Below are 20539 nucleotides of genomic sequence, written 5' to 3' on the forward strand. Positions count from 1 at the left end.
CGGGCGGCGCGGCGCCCGCCGGACGGCGCTACTCGGCGCGCGGGAGGATCTCGGTGTCGAGCGGTCCGGTGGCGGCGAGCAGGTCGACGGCGCGCTGGGAGAGCACCAGGTCGCTCTCCGCGTCGATGCCGAAGTCCTGCACGCCGGCCTCGCCGGTGACGACGAGTTCGACGAACTCCGGCAGGGCCCGGCCGGGGTGCAGCTCCTCGAACTCCTCGCTGCGCGAGACCTCCATGGCACGCGGCCGCACCCCGGTCAGGCCCGCCTCGGCGAACCGGTCCGCCAGCGTCCGCGTCGCCGCGAACGCCGGGTGCGCGGTGATGAGTTCGTCCCCGAGCCAGCCGTCGAACGCGTAGTGCAGGTGCTCGACCCGCAGCCGGTCGGCGGTGCGGTCCAGCACCGTCCGCTCGCCCAACTGACCGGGCACCTCCGGCCGCACCACGTAGTACCGCATCACTGACCTCCGGACGACGTGGGCGGGCGGACGGGCGGGACGAAGCTCGCCCCGAACTCCTCGTCGATCCTAGTGGCCTGCTCCAACAGTTCCTCCTGCGTCGCGTTCGGGTGCGTCCGGTAGAACTGGTTCCAGATCTTCCGGATCCGGCTGAGGTGGACGGTGTTGTTCACCTCGCCCTTGGGGATGCCGCGCAGGTTCTCCAACGAGTGCAGCTGGGACTGGGACACCTCGCCCGGGTAGAGCGTGTTCGCCGCCTGCTGCTCGACGGCGTGGTGCACCACCACCTTGCCCTCCGCCTCGGGGTTCGCGGCGAAGAAGGTCTTCTTGTAGTTCGTGGTCGTGGAGCTGCCCAGGCCCGCCCGCGGACCGGTCGTGGCCGACGGCGGCGCCGTGCTCGCCAGGACGTCCGGCCCCGGCGGGCCACCGGCCGGGCCGGGCTCCGCCGCGGAGGACTGCGCGGGGCCGCCGGGCTCCGGCGGCGCGGCCGGGCCCTGCTCCGGCGGGCCCTGCTCCGGCGGCTCCCCGCCACCGCCACCGCCTCCCCCGGCTCCGCCGCCACCGGTGATCGCCGTGACCACCGGCCCGACGACGGACGCCAGGGCGGGCGCGACGGCCTCCGCGTTGGCCACGATGTCCGGCAGGGCGAACGACGACTCCAGTGCCGGGCTGCGCAGCGCCGCCGTCCCGTTGCCCGCCGGGACGAACTCCGCCGCGCCGCCGGACGCGCCGCCCCCGCCGCCGGCCGAGAGGCCACGGACGCCCAGGATCGTCGCCGCGGCCTCGATCGGCAGGGCGCCGAGCCGCCGGGAGCGCTCCTGGTCGCTGAGCACCCGGCCGGTGGAGGTGCGGCCGGTCGCCACCTCGTTCGCCGTGTTGACCGTGCCCACCACGCCGACGGCCGTGCTCGCCGCCACGACGCCCGTGACCAGGGTCGCCTCGCTGACCCCAAGGGTCGCGGCGGCGGCCGCGGCCAGGCCCGGCGCCGCGGTGCCCGCGCTGGCCACCACCACGACCACGGCGGCCACCGTGAGCGCCGCGATGCCGGCACCGATCGCGACGTCCTTCCAGCTGATCCGCCAGGCGCCGTTCTCGTCCAGTGAGTTGACCGGGTCGTCGCCCGCGTACACGTAGAGGTCGGTCGAGTCGCGGAGCCCGGACGGGTCGCAGGAGGTCCAGCGGCCCAGCCAGGGCGCGTAGCAGCGGGCGCCGGCGCAGTAGAGGCCGGTCTCGTCGTCGCGCTCCCGGCCGATGAACCGGTCGCGCTTGGGCGCCTCCGTCTCGGCCTGCACCGCCTGGTGGGCCGTGCTGCCGTAGGGCGAGTACTCCTCGTAGCCGAGCAGCCGGCCGTCACCGTCCAGCTCCACGGTGACCGACTTGACGTGGTCGGCCAGCTGGTGGCGGACCAGCCGGGCGGAGGAGCCGTCGTCGACCTCGTTGCGGGTGACGATCCGCGCCAGCGTCCGCCGGCCGTCCGAGACGTCCAGGGCGGTGCGGACGAGGCCGCGGTGGGCCCCGCTGCGCAGCCGGGTGAACTCCACGCCGGCCAGGTAGAGGTGGTCGTCCCGGACGCCGCCGCCGGCCGGCTCGGTGGTCTTGCGGGTGCGGCGCCCATCGGCGTCGTGGACGTACCAGGTGCGCTCGGCTCCGGGCGGTGCGCACCCTCCGGGGGCCTCGCCGTCGTCGTGCGCGTCGCCGTGCGCGTCGCCGTACTCGTCGGGGCGGCCGTCGGGGCCGTCGCCGTCGGGGAGCCCGGGTGCGTGGGTGGTGGTGACGGCCTGGCGGCGCGAGGAGGACAGCTGGTCGAGGTGGTTCCAGGAGAGCTCGGCCAGGTGCGGGAGGCGGGTGGTGTTGCCGTGGGCGTCGTAGGCGTACCGCCCGTCGGAGCGGCGCCGCCCGGTGCCGCCGTCACCGGGACCGCCGTCACCGGGACCGGCGTCACCGGGACCGGCGTCACCGGGACCGGCCTCCGCGTGCGCGGCGGGGCCGAGTTCGGTGCCGGTCAGGCGGTTGCCGGTGCGCCACACCGGTGATCCGGCGGGTGCGGGCGGCGTCGGGCTGTACCGGTAGGTGCGCGTCCAGCCGGGGTGCGCCCGGTCCTGGCCCCGGTGGGTCATCCGCAGCAGGGCGCCGGCGGCGTCGTACCGGTAGTGCTCGGTGTAGCGGGCCAGCGCTCCCCCGTCGCCCGGGTGGGCCCGGCGGGCCCGGTCGTGGGCCGACCACGGACGGGCGGTACCCGGCCCGCCCAGGTGTTCCCGGCCGGTCGCCTCGATCAGCCGGTAGGCCGGGTCGTAGGTGTAGGACGAGCCGGCGGGGACGCGGCGGTTGCGGAAGAACACCGGCCGGTGCGCGGCGTCCTGGATGTCGGTGATGTTCCCGGCCGCGTCGTAGGTGTAGCCGAGGTCCTGGACGCGGCCGCCGACGGGCGAGCGGGAGACGGTGCGTTGCAGCCGGAAGGTCAGCGGGTCGTAACTGTTCTCCGCCACGGTGCCGTTGCCGCGTACCGCACGGGTCTGCTGCCCCCGGGCGTTGTAGTGCAGCGCGCGGACGATCGAGGTCCACCGCGCGCCGCCGTGCTCGTCGCTGTCGTCCTCGATGCGCACGTCCACGCGGTCGAGCAGGCCGGACCGGCCGTAGCCGTAGCGGGTGGTGCTCGGCGCGGCGCCGGCCTCGGCCGGGGTGACCAGCAGCAGCGGGCGGTTCAGCGCGTCGAAGCGGCTCCCGGCGGTGAACTCCGCCGGTTCCAGCGCCGGTTCGGCCGCCGCCGGCAGGTCGGGCTCGGCGCTGCCGGGCAACGACCAGTCGACCGTCCCCCGGTACTGCGCGGCGATCCGGCGGGTCGAGCGCAGCGGGTTGCCCTTGAAGTCGTACGCGTCGCAGCGCGCGGAGCCGGACTGGTCGAGCCGGTAGTGGACGCGCCCGCGCAGGTTGTGCCGGGCGGCGTCCGGCAAGGTCTCGCCGTACACCGTCCGGATCACCACGACCTCGCGGTGCGGATCGGCCCGGTCGCTGCCGGTGACCAGCACCCGGGTGGTGCGGCGCAGCGGGTCGCGGACGGTGCGGGTGGTGTGACCGCGGCTGTCCCAGCCGCGCAGCGGCGCGCCGGAGACGTCGGCGAGGGTCCACCGGGCCCCGGCGTCCATGGCGTCGCGCCGCAGGATGCGCCCGGCCAGGTCGAAGACGGCGTGGGCGACGACGCGGCCGCCGCGGTCGTCGGCCGGCACCGGGTCGCGGACGGCCAGGACGTTGCCGAGGATGTCGCGCTCGGTCCGGGTGTCGTGGAGGACCGGTACCGCGTGGTCGCCACCGGTGAAGCCGTTGTGGCGGCGGCTCAGGAAGACCCGGCCGAGCGGGTCGCTGTGGACGGTGTCGGGGGTGCCCGCATGGGCGGCCGTCTTGGCGGCGGCGGCCTGCTCGGCGGCGCCGAGGCCACCGTCGATCCGCTGGGCGTACCACGTCCGCCACCCCGGTGGGGCGGTCCGGAAGTGCGCAGCCGTGAGCGCGGCAGTGTCCGGGTCGGTGCGGGGATCGGCGAGGGCGGTGTCGTTGCGGTCCCAGGTGGTGCGCCGCCAGGGGGTGAGCACCGTCTTGGCGTAGCTGTCGTCCGCGAACAGGGTCGCGACGACGCGGCCGGCGGCGTCGTGGAGGCGCGTCGTGGCGGTGCCGCGGGCGGCGCCGGGCTCGAAGGCGTGGGTGTCGGTGAAGAACGGTTCGAAGACCCGGACGGGGTCGCCCTTGTTGTCGGTCACCGTCCAGCCGCTGCCGGTCCAGCGCGGCCGGGCGGGGGCGGGGGCGTCCGGGCCGGCGTGGCCAGGGGCGGGATCGGCCTCCGTCTTGCGCTGGATCTCGCGGCCGGACCCGTCGGAGTAGACGAAGGTGTTCAGCAGCACGGAGCGTTCGCCCGGGTCCAGGTCCGCGGTGTGGGTCTCGCGGACGATGGTGCGCACCGACGGTGCCAGCGGGTGGGGCAGGTGGCGGGTGCGGGCGTAGGCGGTCAGGTCGTAGCAGAGCCGCCGGGTGGCGTCGAGCAGCAGGCCGGGTGCGGTGTCGGCAGGGTCGCCGTCGGGCGGCGGCGCGTCCAGCGCGGCGGCGTCCAGGCCGGTGAGCCGGTCGCCGAGCGGTTCGCCGCGCTTGCCCATCGCCGCGGTGGCGGCGAGCAGGCCGAGGGTGTCCAGGGCGGCGGCGGCCCGGTTGCCGTTGGGGTCGGTGATCAGCACCGGGGTGAGCAGCCGGTAGTCGGTGCCCGGCACCTCGGCGTCCCGGCTGCCGTCGGGCCGCCGTTCGCCGACGGTGGTGCGGTTGCCGAGCGGGTCGGTGCTCTCGACCACCAGCAGGTCGTAGCGGTCGTAGCCGACCTCGCTGTCGGGGCTGGACACGCCGTCCTGGAACGGGTCCCGGTGGCGCACCGGGCGGAAGAAGTGGCGGCGGGCGTGGGCGAGTTCGTGCGCGGCGGTGGTGCCGGTGCCGGGGGCGAGGAAGGAGCGTCCGGTGGGGATCCACCACTGGCCGGGCGGGTCGGCGGCGGGGAAGGCCCCGGCGGCCGCCAGGTCGGCCCCGCAGGCGTAGCCGCCCTCCCGCAGCACCGGTGCCGGGTCGGCCAGCAGGGCGGTGCCGTCGCGGCGCAGGGCGTCAACGAGCAGCGCGGTGTCGAAGGCCAGTTGCAGGCTCGGTCCGGCGAACGCCCCGGGCTGCACGGTGCCCAGCGGCAGGAGCCGCAGCGGGTCGGCGGCGGCGGCGCCGAGATCGTCCGGGCGGTAGAGGGTGCGGGCGCGGGCGAGGAGTCGGCGCCGCCGCCCGGTGGGGCCGCCCGTCGCGCCCGCGCCGCGCGGGCCGGCCACCCCGGCCGGGCCCGCCGAGGGACGGTGCGGGCCGGACCACTCCTCGAAGGTGAAGCGGACCGCGTCGGCGGGGGCGGCGCCGGTGACCTCGTAGGACGAGACCTCGGCGGGCTGGGGAACGCGGTGGGCGTCCGGGGTGTCCACCGCGTTGGTCAGGACGTGGTGGGTGGCGGTGACGAGGGTACGGGCCTGCTCGGCCCGGTCGGCGGCCAGCGGCAGGGTGCCGTCCGGGGTGCGGCGGCCGTAGGCGACGGCCACCTCCTCCAGCACGTGGCCGTAGTCGTCGACGGAGACGGTGAGGGTGTGTTCGGTCCGCGGGTCGGCCGGGTCGCGTTCGAGGGTGTGGGCCAGTCGCTCGCGGGGGTGGGTGAGGAAGACCGCGTGGCGGCCGGTGCCGCGCGGCCGGAGCATCCGGACGGTGAAGTTCTGCTCGACCACGGTGTAGGGGTGGCGGGCGCGGTCGGTGCCGTCCGCACCGTAGGTCTCCTGGCGCAGCATCAGGCCCTTGAGTGCGCGGCAGGCCTCGCGCTCCTCGGCGGGGGTCAGGCCGGGCGGCAGCACGGTGTCCGGCAGGAACGGGGAGGGGCCGGCGGAGCCCGGCGCGGGTTGCCCGTAGTACCCGTCGGGGCCGCCGGTGTGGGCGAAGTGGTCGCTGATACGGGCGCGCTGCCGGTGGGCGCCGGTGTGGAACCAGGTCTTGGTGTGCAGCGGTGGGGCGTGGGCGCCGACCGCCGGGTCGGCGTGGTCGGCGTGGTCGGCATGGTCATCGCAGTCGGCGCGGTCGTCCCGGCCGTCCCGGCCGGCGCGGTCCGGCTCGTCGGTGTCCGGCTCGTCGGTGTCCCACTGCTCGACCAGGGCGAAGCCGCGCGGTTCGCGCTCGACGGCGTCGAAGTACTGGTGGTGGTAGGCGTAGCGGGTGGTGAAGCGGCGCCGGCTCAGGTGGTCGACCGACTCGACGCGTTCGACGACGTGCACGGGGAACGCCGAGCGGGTGATCCAGGGGCGGCCGGCGAGCCGGTCGGCGAGCTGGAACCAGGTCGAGGAGCGGTAGTGCACCCTGGTCTCGCCGCCCAGGTTGTTCACGCTCCGGACGAGCAGGTGCGGCTTGCTCCCCATCAGGTCGAGGTAGCAGAGCCGGCGGCCCTGCGGGGCGGGCAGCGGCGTCGACCAGACCAGGCAGGCGGTGCCGTTGCCGAACAGGTCGAGCACGTCCACGGCGGCGAGGTCGTCGGTGACCGGGAAGCCGGCCACCCGGTGCGGGCGGCTCAGGCCGTTGCCGCTCTGGTTGAAGTACAGCCGGGGGCCTTCGGCGTGCAGGTAGATCACGTCGCCGGTGCCGCTGCCGTCGATGTCCGCGAGGCGCAACCGCTCGGGGTCGAAGCCCGCGTCGCTGTCGAAGCGGGGGACGTTGCGCATGGTCACCCGGGGGCCGAACCGGCCGCGGCCGAGGTTCGGCCAGTAGCAGACGTCCCCGTTGCGGGCGCGCACCAGATCGGGCAGGCCGTCACCGGTCATGTCGGCGAGCAGCACGCTCTGGGTCACGTCGGTGAACACCACCCGCGGCCCGTGCCGTTCGTCGCCCGGCACGGGGATCCGCCGTGCCGGGCCGAAGCCGTCGCGGCCGAGCCCGGGGTACCAGACCAGCGCGTCGCCCTCGGCGACGAGCACCTCGGGCAGGCCGTCGCCGTCCAGGTCGGCCAGGCGCAGGTCGGGGTTGCGCGTGTCGCGGTTCAGGCGGGCGGGGAAGGCCCGGAACGGGTGCCAGCCGTCCTGTTCGTCGTGCTCGTACAGCCCGGCGACCGGCCCGTCCAGGGTGACCACGTCCAGCCGGCCGTCACCGCTGAGGTCCATCAGCCGGGCGCCGCCCGCGAGGGTTTGGTTCGGCCGGACCTCGACGGTTTCGCGCGGCCCGAACCGCACCCGCGGCGGCCCGGCGGCGGGCGCGCCGGAGAGGTTCGGCAGGTAGGACCAGGCGCCGCCCTGCTCGGAAAGGACGCCGGGGATACCGTCACCGTGCAGGTCCACCCAGCGGTAGGTGCGGCCGTCCAGGCCGGCCGGGAGCAGGGCCGCCTGCGCCGCGTCCGGCGTACGGACCTCCTCGGCGACGACCGCCTCGGAGTACTCCAGCTCGACCGGCGGCAGCGTGCGGCGCAGGTACCCGGCCGGGGTGCGGCGGAACCGGGCCCGGGTGACGGCGCGCAGCGTCGAGTAGACCGGGCGGGCGACGGCGGACGGGTCGGTGGGCGGCGAGTGGGTCAGCTCGGTCGCGGCGACCAGGCAGTCCCGGCCGACCCCGGGCTCGTCCGGGAACGAGTGGAACATCAGGATCCGGCGGCAGAGCCGGGTGGTGCGCAGCTCGAAGCCGGGGCGGCGGGTGGAGAACGGGTCGTCGCGGCTGAGCCACGGGCGGTCGGGCCGGGGCGCCGGGGCGGGCCCGTCGTGGTCGCCGTAGTCGAGGACGGCCTCGAAGAGCCAGTGCGTGTCGCGCACGGCCTCCGGGGTGACGAAGCGCGGGCGCGCGCCGTCCGCGGTCAGCAGCGGGGTGGCGTTGCCGTAGCGGATGCGCTTCAGGTAGCGCTGGGCCGCGCCCCGCGGATCGTCGTCGGGCAGGTAGTCGTAGTGGACGGCGTTGCCGCGGTCGTCGCGGGTCTGGCTGATCAGCCAGCCGAAGATGCGGCGCGGGTCGCCCGGGTCGGTGATCCGGGCGTGCGGCGCGGCACCGTAGAGGGTGAGGACGTTGTCGGCGGAGAGCGAGCGCCAGTGCACGTCGGCCGGGTCGTCGGTGCGGGTCCACCGTTCGATCCGGGCGAAGGCCGCCTCGATCCGGGGCCGGTAGCGGCGCACCTCGTGGGTGCCCGTCCGGCGCGGCGGGCCGCACGGGACGAGGTCCTCCGCGGCGGACAGGACGAAGACGTCCGAGTCGTTCGCGTCGTCGTAGCGGGGCAGGCCCTTGTCCGTGCGGCGGGTGACGCCGGGGAGGGAGAGGCTCCAGCCGAGGCCGAACGGGCCGTTGCCCGCCCCGGAGTCGTAGGCCAGGGTGAGCGAGGGGCCGAAGCCGCCGCGGCCCGCGGTGAGGTCGAGCGGCACCGCGAAGCTGCCGGTGCCGGTGACGGCGTCGGTGGCGAACTTCTCGCCGATCCCGCGGACCGCGCCGCCGCCGGTCGGCAGGGAGACGGTGGGCAGTGCGGACGCCGGGCCGGCCGGCGGTGCGCCCGGCCCGGGCGTCTCCGGTCCGCCCGCGGACGCACCGGGCGGGGCCGGCGCCGTGCCGCCGAGGCCGGGGCGCCCGTCGAACGCGGCCGTGGCGGCGCCCGGGTCGAGTCCGGTCACGGCCGCCACCCCCGGTGTGCCTCGCGGTCGTCACGGTCCTCGTGCCCGACGCTACGGCCGTCGGCAGAGCCGCCGTCGTGGTCGCCGTCGTGGTCGCCGTACCGGGGGTGGCCGTGCGGGTGGTGCGAGCCGTGCAGCCGGCGTGGGCCCCGGGCGGTCAGCTCGTAGTGGACGAGAAGGAAGACCCTGCTCGGCTCCGGCATCGACTCCTCGAACTCGAAGCTGCCGAGCAGCTCCGGCTCGTGACCGGTGACCGGCACGGTGTCCACCTCCACCGCGCCGTGGTGGAAGCCGCACCGGTCGGCGCCGCCGGCCAGGGTGAACAGATACTCGGCGTCCGGCGTGCGGCCGGCCCGCGGCGCGACAGCGAACTCGGCCGCCAGATGGGTGCCCGGCCGGGCCCGGCGGTGCTCCATGAACAGCTCAAGCCTCCGCACCCGCACGCCCCGGCCGCCGGTGACACCGGCGAACCAGTCCCGCGAGAGCCGCAGGTCCAGCCGGCGGCCGCGCCGTTCACCGGTGAAGGCCGCCCACTCCTCCGGCATCTCCCGCGCGACGTCGATCAGGCGCTCGCCGGCGTCCGGCAACTGGTCGCGGGCGTACGCCTCGGCGGCCCGGCGCAGCACCGGCCCGCCCTCGCGGGCCGTGTAGTTCACGTGCAGGACGGCGTCGCCGAGGGTGTCCAGGTCGAAGTCGTTGTTGTCCGGCGGGATCTCCAGCCGCCAGGTGCTGATCGCACCGGAGTACTCGAAGGGCAGGTAGCGCTCGTCCCGGAACAGCAGCTCGAAGAGCCCGGCGTCGTTCTGGCCGCTGGAGGTGGCGATGGCCTGTCGGTTGCCGTAGTCCCGCACCGCCCGGCGGTCCCCGGGGCGCAGCGCGTACCCGGCCGCGCCGCCCGGCCCGTCGCCGCAGCGGGCACACCCGCCGCGACCGCCGCCGTGACCACCGTGGTGACCGCCGTTGTTCGCGTCACCGTGCCGGTCGGAGCCGCGCCCGTCGGAGGCATGCACGTCGGAGCAGCATCCGGCCTCCGGGCCGAGCAGGGCCGGTACCACCCGGACGGTGTTGGCCAGCAGGGTGAGCCTGGCGTGCACGCCGGTGAACGGCCCGACCACCGCCGGGACGCTGAGCGAGACGCTCCGGAGCCGGCGCAGGTAGTGGCCCGGGTAGTCCAGGTCGAAGAGCCACTCGGGCAGTTCGACGGTGCACTCACCGTTGACCTTCAGGTCGAGGAACGCCGCGCCGAAGTACTTGCGCAGCGAGATGTGCTTGGTCAGCTCGTACTCGCGGACGTTCTCCGTGGTGTAGGCGGCGTCCATCCGGCGGACGGCGAGGGTCAGGTGCTGCCCGGAGGTGAGGCCGCCGGGCAGGTCGGGCCGGGCCCGGCCGGGGACGAACCGCCGGCCGGTGAAGCCGCGCTCCACGTTGAAGGCGCGCTCGGCCTGCCGGGCGGTGCAGTCGGCGAGGTCGTACAACTGTCGGTGGAGTGCCGCGAGTTCCTTGTGCAGCCAGAGGAAGTGCGCGTGCGAGCCGGCCTTGTCGCGGAGCAGCTCGACGATCTCGCGGGCGTTCTCGATCTGGCGCTGGACGGTGTCGAGTTCGCCGAGCGCGGCGGCCCGGCGGCGCTCGGCGGCAAGGATCTGCCGCTCCGCCTGGGCGATCTCCAGCCCGGCGAGCTCCCGCTGGTACTGCCACTCGGCCAGTCGGCGGGCCCACCCGCCCTCGGTGTTGCGCAGCCCGGCGGTGCCCGAGAGGATCGTCGCGACCTGGCCGGAGATCCGGGCCACGCCCGCGAAGACGTGGGCCAGCTTGGTGCCCAGCGGCAGTTGGGTGAAGCTCATGGTGCCGACGAAGACGTCCGGGACGATGCCCATCACGGTGCCGATCGCCTCGGACACCGTGGCGGCGTTCGTGGCGGCGACCGAGGAGTCGGTCAGCGCCCGGTAGTCGGCCTCGCCGGCGACCAGGCCCCGGTTGATCAGGCCGTCGTAGTAGGCGAAGTGCGTCTGGGCGGTCTGTTTGGCCACCCGCAGCCCCTGGAGCTGCCAGTCCGCGTCGCGCCACTGCTCCTGCCGGACGGTCCGGTTGAGCGTGATCACCTGCTGTTCGTGCCGGGCCCGGACGGCGGTGAGGAGTTCGGCGTCGCCCTTCTCAAGCGCCGCCTGGAGTTCCGCGCCGAAGGCCGTCACCTGGGCGGCGAGTTCGGTGGCCCGGGCGAGGACGTAGGCGAAGCGGTACGGACCGGGCGGGCAGCAGCACCCGGCGGCGCGGCCGTCACCACCGTCGCCGGTGTCGCCGCCGTCGCCGAGGTCGCCCCCGCAGGCTCCGTCGTCCGTACCGCGCAGGTCGTTGCCGCAGTCCGGGCAGCACGGCGCGTCGGGCCCGGGCTCGGCCCGCAGCACCGCCCGCCGGTCGGCGACCCGCCGGTAGAGCGACGTCAGCCAGGGGTTCAACGACGCCCCGCACGGGACGAAGCAGGCGACGGTGCCCATCTCCTCCTCACCGGGGCCTCCCTCGGCGCGCGCTGCCCCGACCGCCGCTGCCCCGTCCGCCGCTGCCCCGACCGACGGCGCTGCCGTCGGGTGGCTCCCGCAGGTGCAGCCGCGCACCGTGACGGGGGTGGGGCCGAGGATCCGGGCGGCGGTGTCGAGGATCAGCCGCGCCCGGGTGCGGCCGGCGACGGTCCGCTCCTGCACGGCGCAGTGCGCCCACTCCAGCAAGGTCTCCAGGTACTCCAGGGTGATGTGGCGCCGGCGCGCGGTCGGCTCGTCGGGACGCGTGCCGTCGCAACACCTGCTCGCGCGCCGCCCGGCACCGGCCATCACCGCCGGGCCCTCCCCGCCGTCCTCCCCGCCGTCCTCCCCCGGGCTGTCGTGCCGGCACCGGCACCACCCGTTGTCGCCGGTGACCGGGTCGTGCGTCACCGCATACCAGTGGGTGGCCGCCTCGTGCGCGCCCCGGCCGCGCAAAGCGCAGGCGACAGTGACCGTCTCGGCGAACGGATCCGCCGGGAACAGCGGTGCACCGGGGGCGAAGTGGACGAAGTACGGGTACGCCGTGAGGGCACCGAGCCCCGGGTCCGTCTGCGGCGGGACGGGCACAGGCGGGGTGACGGCGGGCACCACGACGGCCTCGTCGGCGGCGAGGTCGTAGCGGAACCCCGGGTCCGGCGGCGGGGTCGCGCCCGGCACCGGCCGGCCGCCGCCGACCGCCAGCAGCAGCGAGTCGCGCTCGCGGCCGACCAGAGTGAGCGAGGTGGTCGCCGCGGTCGCGCCGTCCGGGACGGCGAGGCCGGTGAACGAACGCCGGGGCAACCGCAGTTCGCCCGCCCGGAGCTGGCACCACATCAGGTGCACGGACGGCTCGGCCGGCCAGGCGAGCAGCGGTGCGGCGGTCGCGTCCTCGTGCCAGCCGGGCCAGTCCGCGACCTGCTCGATCCGGTCGAACCAGGCCGAGTCCACCAGCCAGAAGTAGTACTCGTCGATCTCCCCGTACGGCCCGCCGGGCCGGTCGTGGTGTGCTTCGCCGGGCCGCTCGGCGAACGGCCGGCTCGCCGGTGGCACGGCCGCGGCCGGCACCCGCAGGAAGCGCGCGCCCAGCCTGACGGCCGCCTCGATCCAGAGCGGCACCGCGCCGGCGCGCCGACGCGGGAGAACGACGGCAGGCACATCCGCACCGGACGCCCCAGGACGGGAGTCGCCCACGCCGAACGTGCCGGTACCAGACCGGTCGGCGTCAGAGGCATCGGTGCCGGACGCTCCCTTGTCGGACGCACCGTTGCCGGACGCACCGTTGTCGGGCTGCGCCCCCCGGTCGCCGCCCGACGGGAGCCGGAGCGCCGACAGCCACGACCGCGCACCGGCCTGCTCCGGCGTCCCCAGCAGGTCCAGCCCCTGCCGGGGCGGCGAGAGCAGGGACAGGGCCGAGGCGTCGCGCCGCTGCAACAGCTCCAGGCCCGGATGGGCCGGCGGCGGGAACGCCGACCAGTGTTCGAGGCCGCCGGGCACCGGCGCGGTCAGCATGTCCCGGCGTAGCTCCTCCTCCAGGAACCGGAACGCCTCGGTGCGCCTGGCGCGGTCCTGTTCGGTCCGCCCGGCCCGGTTCTCCCGGTAGAGCTCGCCGCGCCGGTCCCGCGCCCACCGCTCGCAGGTGTCGAAGCGGCGGTCCCACTCGGCGAGGAACTCCGCCGTCGGCCGCCACTGCGGTTCGAGGCCGAGCCGGGCCCGCCCCACGAAGGTCTGCACCGCGGCGATGCCGGCGGCGATCCGGGTCGTCCGCGTGGGCGGCCCGGTGGACACGTCGGTGAGCAGCAGCTCGCCGAGCTGGTCCGCGGTGGTCGCGTGTCCGCCGCCGGGCAGGGCGACCCGGTCCAGCCGGGTCAGGTGGGCGACGAGCGCGTCCCGGGCGCGGCCGCGCAGGTGGTCGTCGAGGAGCCGCAGGTCCGTGAAGCGGGCGGGTGCGCCGCTGTCCAGGTACCCGGCCCGGACAGCGAAGGTGAGGTCGGCGTTCCCGCCCGAGCCGAGCGGGTCGGCGGCGGCCCACAGGTCGGGCCGGGTGGCGGCCGGGTCGGCGAAGAGGAACCGGTGCGTGATCCGCCGCACCAGCCGGCCCGCGTGCCAGACCCGGACCGGCCACCGCTCGTCCGTCAGGTCGGCAGCGGTGACGGTGAAGCCCGCGTCGTAGCGGAGCACCAGCGGGGCGTGGGAGAGCTCGATGCCGAGGTGGCGCAGCAGGTGGGCGGGGTTGTCCGGCTGGTTCTCGGCAGCCTCGTCGTAGAGCAGCCAGACCGGGGCCTCCGGTGCCCGGCGCGCGAGGCGCCGCAGGTCGGTGTGGTCGAACAGCCGCTCCCAGACGTCGAACCAGGCCTGCCGGCGGCGCACCGACGGGGTGCTGCGGTCCTCGCCGGCCGGGGGCCGGTAGGTGTCGGCGAGGGGCAGCAGGTTGGGGTCGAAGTCCACCCGGTGCGGGTGCCAGGCGCCGCCGTCGCGGTAGTGGGCGGTGCCCGCCATCGCGGCACCGTGGTCGAGGAGGTGGCCGAGTTCGGACTGCGCGTAGTCGGAGAAGGGCTCGGCGGAGAGACCGAACCGGTAGGCGAGCAGCAGGGCCTTGAACGCCCGCTGGTAGGTGCGGCGGACGTCGCGCAGGGTGCTGACGTAGCGGTGGCGGAGCAGGTCGCGCGGCGCGCCGTCGAGGGCCTCCGCGTCGGTGCCCCGGTCGAGGGTGGCGTCCTTGGTTGCCTGGTACAGCCGTTCGGTGGGCACCACGGTGCGCTCGCCGCCGGTGTCCGGCCCGCGGTAGTCGAGCCGCAGCCCGCTGGTCAGCGGGCGGGCGTCGTCGAGTTCGTCGTCGCCGGGTGCGTCGCGGACGAAGTCGACGGTGAGTTCGTAGACGCCGCGGCGCAGCGCGAGGGCGGAGGTGCGGGCGCAGTCCGGTTCCCCGTGCCAGTCGTGGCTGAGCAGCGTCCACTGCTTCTGGCCGCGGCCGAGCCGCACCCGCCAGTGCCGGCCCTCGGGTTCGCCGTGGCCGGGTTCGCCGTGGCCTGGTTCTCCGTCGCCGGGGCTCCCGCGGCCGGGTGTGCCGTCCTCCAGGGCGCCCTCCCGGGCGCCTCCGGGGGGCGCGCCGCTCCCCCAGAACGTGTAGCCGCCGCCCTGCTCCACCAGCAGCAGACCGGACCAGTGGCCGGCGAACGCCTCGGCGCCGCCCAGTAGGTGGGCGGTGCGGCCGGCCACCACGATGCCGTTGCGGACGCCGGCCCAGCGCTGCTGGGCCGCGGGCAGGTCGGCGTCCAGCGCCGGGAGGAGGGTGGGGGCGGGCGCATTCCAGGCGTCCCGGACGGGGCCGAACAGCGCGGTGGTGGGCTGCAGTTCGCGCCAGATCGGCGCTGCTGCCCCGGCCTGGCGGTGCTCGGCGAGCAGGCCGGTGCCGACCAGTCCGGTGATCGCGGCGTAGGCGCCGCCCACCGGCGCCGGCCCCCAGGTCACGGCGGGGCGGTGGCCGTCGTCCCGCTCCCAGGGGCCCGGGGCGGCGGCGTTCTCGTCGGCGAGCAGGATCCGCAGCAGCCGGCGGGCCGTCTCCTCGGTGGCCGGGAGCTGGTCCGGTGTGCCGTCGGGCTCGTCGTCGGGGTCGCCGCCGTCGAGCGAGAGCACGTGGCGGGCGAGGTGCCGGGCGATCACCCCGCAGCGGGCGTGGAACAGCGCGAACCGCTCCCGGAACCAGCACCACCGGGCGTCCTCGTCCGGCTCGGCGACCAGGTGGTCCCAGGCGGCGTCGAGATCGGGGAAGAGGTACCCGAAGTCCACCAGCTCCCGGCGCGGCGCGGCGTAGAGGTCGCGGACGGCCTGCCGTTCGTCGTCCCGCAGCGGCCGGATCCGGGCGAGCTTGGTGAGGACGGCCTGCTCCGTCAGCGGCACGGCGGCGGTGAGCTCGGGGTCGTCGTACCGGAACGGCGAGCCGGGGGTGTTCCACATCGGCGCGGAGCTGCCGGCCAGCTCGACGCGGTAGCGGTGCTGCGCCGGTGCGACCGGGACGCCGGCCGCGGCGAGGACGCCGGGGAACAGGTGCGCGCCGAGCGCGGTGAGCCCGTCGTCGGCCCCGTCCCGGCCGAGTTCGTCCCGGAGGACGTCGCCGATCCGGGCCCAGGTGTAGGAGGCGACGGTGGTTTCATCGGGTGCCACGTCCAGGAGCGCCCGGCGCAGCGTCCAGAGCGAGTGCTCCGGCCGCTCGTCGGGGTGGTCCAGCGGGTCGGTCTCGGCCTCGGTGGCGGGCTCCAGCGGGTACGGGTCGTCGCCGGCCAGGTGCTCGTCGGCGGTGCAGAGGTGGAGCAGCTCGCCGATGCCGAAGGCGGAGGCGTGGATCTTGGCGAGCTGCTCGGCGAAGCGCAGCGTGTGGGTGGGCCGGGCGTGCCAGGTCAGCGCGGGGTCGGCGGGGTCGAAGCCGCCGAGCGTGGAGAGCGCGTCGAGGTTGCGCCGCAGCAGTTTGCGGAACTCCGGTGGGCGGCGCCGGCCGTGGTGGTGGTGGCGGGCGCGCTCGGCGACGGCGTCGGCCAGGTGCTCGACCAGGTCGTCGGGCGGGGCGGCGGCCGGGTGGCGCCAGAGTCCGAGCAGGGTGGCGACCGGCAGGTGCCGCAGCCGGAACTCGTCCCGCAGGATCCGCAGGGCGACGAGCTGCGGGACGAAGTCGGGATTCACCCGGCCGGTGGCGTCGAAGAGCCCGAGCACCCGGCAGACCTCGGTGAGGTCGGCGAAGGACATCGGGTCGGTGCGGCGCAGGGTGCGCCAGAGGCGGACGAGGACGGCGAGGTGCGCCCACGGGTCTCCGGCACCGGCGAGGCCCTCCCCGTCGGCCGGGCCGGTCACGTCGGTGGCGTCGTCCGCATCGGTGGCGTCGGCTCCGTCAGCTGTGTCAGCTCCGTCGCCGGCAGCGGCTCCGTCGGTGACGTCGTGGAACTCCAGGACGTAGTCGGCCGGACAGCAGGGTTCGCAGTCCGGCGGCGCTGTCTCCCGGGCCACCGCCGCACCGCTGTCGCCGTGCTCGCACGGTCCTCCCTGTCCTCCCTGTCCTCCCTGTCCTCCCTGTCCTCCCTGTCCTCCCTGTCCTCCCTGTCCTCCTTGGACGCCATGGACGCCATGGACGCCCCGGCCGGCCCGGCGGTGGTGGCGGACGCTCGCCGGGAGGTAACCCGTGGCAAGCAGTTCGGCCAGGTCGCAGTAGGCGAGCCCGAGCCGGGGCAGCAGTTCGGACAGCCGGGCCGCGGTGCACCGCCAGTCCCCGGCGTCCGGGCCGAACCCGTAGAGCAGGGCGAGTGCCGCGCCCTCGGGCGTCCGCTCGTACAGCTCCCCGTACTCGGCCGGGCTCAGGCCCAGGTGTTCGAGGGCCAGGTCGAGGCGGACCGGGTAGCGCCGGAGGTGCCGGGCGAAGCCGACCGGCTCGCCGGCGCGGTCCAGCACGAACTCGGTGATGTCGTGGCGGAAGGCGCGCAGGACTTCGTACCGGTCGGTGCCGATCGCCTCCAGGTGACGGCGGTTGACGTCGAGCCGCTGGTCGTAGGGCAGCCCGGGGGCGGCGAAGTCCTGGGCGAGGGCGTCGTACGCGGCTGGCGCGGCGACGGGCACCGCCGGTGAGGAGTACGCGGGGACGGCCGCGAACCAGGCGGCCGGCTCGTGGCCGCCGGCGTCGGTGGGGCGGGTGTCGTGCGCCGTGGCCGGCGGTGCGCCGGTCGCGGCCAGCGCCTCCAGCGACTCGTTGACCAGGTCGATCAGCGGGACGGCGACGGTCGCGTTGGCCTCCGTCGCGGCGAGGCCGCCCGGCGGTGCGGCGCGCCCGGCGAGGCGCTCGCCGAGGGTCTGCGCACCGGCCGGGACGTCCAGCAGGGCCTGCAGGTAGGCGATGTCGCCGGTCTCCGAGAGGGCACACGGCGGGGTGCAGTCGACGAGGTCGCCGGGGTTGACGGGGGCGAACCCGCCACTCCCGGTCTCCGGACCACCACCGGCCGGGCCGTCCCCCGCCGGGCCGTCCCCCGCCGCGCGGTGGAGGGCGGCCGCCCACGGGTGGGCCGGGGTCCCGGTCAGGGCGTGCGCGAACTCGGCCGGGCCGAGCGCCGCGACCGACGCCGGGCCGGTGAAGCCCCGCGCGTACAGCGCCTCGGTGAGCGAGAAGCGCAGCCGGTCGCCCAGGCCGGTGGGCGCCGTCAGGCCGTAGAGGGCGTCCAGCGTGGTGACGGCCGTCCCGAGCCACCGCTCGGCGGGCCCGTCCAGACCGAGACCGGCGAGCACGGCGTCCCGGTCGTCCTCGGCGAGGCCGTCCCCCCACTCCCAGCCCGGGTGGCCGGCCGCGCGGTGGGTGTCGAAGAAGGCGCGGACGAGATCCCGGGCCGGGCGCGGCAGGACGGGCACCGTCCCGGCCGTCGCCGGGCCGGGGCCGAGCGGTCCGGTGGTGACGTCGAAGAAGGTCTGCAGCATCCGGACGAAGGCGGCGGTGCGTTCCTGGAGCGTGCCCGGGCCGGTCGCGGCGGGCAGCACCTCGGGGTGCGCGGTGAACACCGCGGCCCAGTCGGCGTAGGTCAGTTCGGGCGGGTGCGGCGGCGGCCACGGGCCCGCGTCGAGGTTCCGCACGCTGTCCAGGGCGAGCCCCCGGCCGGTCACCGCGGCGATCAGCGGCCGCGGGTCGGCCTCCCCGGTGATCGCGCTGAGCACCAGTTCGAGGTGCGCGGCGGCCAGGGCCGGCGTGCCCGGCACGGAGGCCCAGAACGGCCTGATGTCCGCCACCGGATCGGGGTCGGGGGCGGGGGCGGCGTACCCGGCGTATCCGGCGGTGAGCGCCGTGCCGACGCCGGGTGCGCACGGCGTGCTGCCATCGGCGGCGCTGCCGAGGGCGCGCAGCCGGCGCGCCGCCGTCTCGATCGTGACGGCCGGGTCCTCCGTGATCACGCCGGCGTCGACCGCCCGGCGCAGCACGTCGATGACGGTGGCCTCGTCGGTCTGGGTGGCGAGCCGGTAGCGGACGGCCGCCGAGACGCCGGTCGGCAGGCTCGCCGCGAGCGCGTAGAAGTACGGCGCGGGGACGTCGAAGGAGGGGATCATCCGGTCACCACCACGGGGACGGTCGCCGTCCGGCCCGGGGCGGCGGGCAGGCCGGGGAAGACGGGCACGGTCAGCCCGGCCGCGGGCGCGGCGCTGCTCACGGCCGCGCAGGCCAGGGCCGCGGACATGCCGTGGACGTAGGTCGCGAGGGTGTCGGCCCGGGTGCCGTGGACGGCGTAGTAGGTGACGAGGTCTCCCTCGAACTGGCGGCGGGCGGTGTCGTCGGCACCGATGTCCCGGTAGAGCTGTTCCAGCGGCGCCGGTGGCCGGGGCAGCGGGTCGAGGGTGCGGTTGAAGACGATCTCGCGGGCGATGTGCCGGCACTGGACCGGTGTCAGGGCGGCGATGTCGGGCGGGGTGCCGGGCCCCGGATCGCGGGCCAGGACGGCCTCGACGGCCTTGCGCACGGCGGCGAAGGGCGGCGCCGAACCGTCCGTGGGCAGCTCCACCACGGCGGTTCCCGCGGGCAGGCCGGCGGGGGACGGCGGCAGGGCGAGGTAGAGGGCGGTCGGGTTCAGCGCGGCGTAGAGCACCGGGCTCGTCACCGGTGGCAGCGGAGCGGCGTCCAGGTCGACGTCGTAGTGCAGGTCCTTCACCACGATCGGGGTGGTCGCGCCGGCGACGGTGCGGGTCACGGTCAGGGCGAGGTTGGGGCCCAGGTACTCGGGCACGACCGGCGGGTGCGGGACATCGATCGCGGCCGTCGCCACCGGGGCCGGACCGAAGAACGGCACCGTGTCACGGTGCTGCACGATCGTCGCGTCGGGATCGGCCGGGTCGTAGTGCGCCGAGCCGAGCAGCGAACCGGCGGCCCGGCCCTCGGGATCCCCGAAGGAGCGCTCGCGCAGCTCGATCCGCAGGCCGGTGAGGAAGGCGGTGAAGCCGGCGCCGCTGGTGGGTTTGTCCGGATGCAGCCTGATCACGATCACGGGCATGCCGCTGCCTCCCTGGTGCATGACCGGTCGAGCCGCCGACTCCCGGGTGCGGGAGGCGGGGCACCGGTCCGGCTGGGTTCGCACAGCAGCGTCCCAGCGCAGCGGCACGGCCGACAGGGGAAATCGTTCGTATTCACCCGGACGAATGATGCGGCGGCCGGGAAACCGGCGTGCCGGGGTGCGCGGAGGCTCGCTCGGCCCGGCCGAGCGCCGGTCACCGGCCGTCCGGCACCGCACCGGAGGGGCCGCAGCCTCCCGGACGACGGAGTGGGCCCGGCACCGCCGTACGGTACCGGGCCCACTCCGTATTCGGGCCGACCCACGGGCAGTTGGTCGGCTCAGCGCCTGGTCTAACGCTTGACGGCGACTCCGGCGTAGGCGGGAGCGGCCTGCTGCCAGCCCTCCGGCAGGTCGGCCTGCGGGCGCCACAGCGGGAGTTGTACCAGACCGGGGTCGGCGAGCTCGAAGTCGCCGAAGAACGCCTCCACCTGCTCCTTGGGGCGCAGGACGAGCGGCGAGCTCGCGCGGCTGTAGATCCGCGTCGTCTCCGCGACGGCCGCGGGCGTCATGAAGTCCTGGGTGCCGTGCGAGAGGATCACCATGCTGCCGGGGGCCAGCGCGTCCCGCAGCCGGGCGACGATGCCGGCGGCGTCCTCCTCGTCACGGACGAAGTGCAGCACGGCGACCAGCATCAGGGCCACCGGTTTGGAGAGGTCGAGCGCCTCCTTCAGCCCGGGGTCGCCGAGGATCGCCTCCGGGTCGCGCAGGTCCGCGTGGAGGACGGTGGTGTGGCCGACGGGGTGGTGGGCCAGCAGCGCGCGGGAGTGGGTGAGGACGATCGGGTCGTTGTCGACGTAGACCACCCGGGCGTCCGGGGCCACCCGGTGGGCGACCTCCCCGGTGCTCCCGACGGCGGGTATGCCGGTACCGATGTCCAGGAACTGGCGGACGCCCTGCTCGACGGCGAACTGCACGCCCCGGCCGAGGAACTCGCGGTTGCTCCGCGCCCCGAGCCGGGCGTCGGGCATGGCCGCGATGACCTTCTCGGCCGCCTCGCGGTCGGCCGGGAAGTTGTCCTTGCCCCCGAGGTAGTAGTCGTACATCCGGGCCGGGTGCGGAATGCCGGTGTTCAGCTCGACCGGCGGCCGCCACTCCTCCGCCGCCCCGCGTGCGCCCTGCCCGGGCCCGCCGGTCGCCGCCTCGTCCCGCATGAGTTCTCCCGCTTGGTCTGACGTCAAGTCATCTCATCCTAATCCCAGGGAACTCCCAGTTCTGTCCGAATTCGATCAGTTGATCGTGACCTTCGGTCCGTCGAACAGGGCGTCATTCCGTCCACGCCTGGCCATCAGCCTCCAATACCCTTGTACGAACGGGCCGTTCACGGCCTGCCGGCCGCCACCTGGG

Annotated in this window: 5 protein-coding genes; all 5 read right to left on the minus strand. The window is 75.8% G+C overall.

Annotated features, from left to right (window positions below):
* Positions 1–28 precede the first annotated feature (28 nt).
* Entirely contained in the window at positions 29–454 is a 426-nt protein-coding gene (locus tag OH807_RS02310) for a hypothetical protein (protein WP_406193199.1), read from the minus strand.
* Entirely contained in the window at positions 454–8622 is an 8169-nt protein-coding gene (locus OH807_RS02315) for a SpvB/TcaC N-terminal domain-containing protein (protein ID WP_406193202.1), read from the minus strand. Before OH807_RS02315 ends, OH807_RS02310 begins: the two co-directional genes overlap by 1 nt.
* Complete coding sequence (locus OH807_RS02320; RefSeq protein WP_406193205.1) at positions 8619–18200, minus strand: neuraminidase-like domain-containing protein; 9582 nt, start codon at positions 18198–18200, stop codon at positions 8619–8621. Before OH807_RS02320 ends, OH807_RS02315 begins: the two co-directional genes overlap by 4 nt.
* Positions 18197–19135, minus strand: coding sequence for a hypothetical protein (locus tag OH807_RS02325; protein WP_406193208.1), 939 nt, complete (start codon positions 19133–19135; stop codon positions 18197–18199). The genes OH807_RS02320 and OH807_RS02325 overlap by 4 nt, the downstream gene beginning before the upstream one ends.
* A gap of 350 nt (positions 19136–19485) precedes the next feature.
* The gene (locus OH807_RS02330; RefSeq protein WP_406193212.1) at positions 19486–20373 is read right to left on the minus strand and encodes an SAM-dependent methyltransferase; all 888 of its coding nucleotides are present in this window, start codon (positions 20371–20373) and stop codon (positions 19486–19488) included.
* Between the last annotated feature and the right edge of the window lie 166 nt (positions 20374–20539).

Origin of the sequence: Kitasatospora sp. NBC_01560, from assembly GCF_045208415.1 — a bacterium.
Taxonomy (GTDB): Bacteria; Actinomycetota; Actinomycetes; order Streptomycetales; family Streptomycetaceae; genus Kitasatospora.

Excerpts from the sequence above, each read along its gene's own strand:
- OH807_RS02310 (WP_406193199.1), bottom strand. The coding sequence starts at position 454 with ATGCGGTACTACGTGGTGCGGCCGGAGGTGCCCGGTCAGTTGGGCGAG.
- OH807_RS02320 (WP_406193205.1), bottom strand. The coding sequence starts at position 18,200 with ATGATCCCCTCCTTCGACGTCCCCGCGCCGTACTTCTACGCGCTCGCG.
- OH807_RS02325 (WP_406193208.1), bottom strand. The coding sequence starts at position 19,135 with ATGCCCGTGATCGTGATCAGGCTGCATCCGGACAAACCCACCAGCGGC.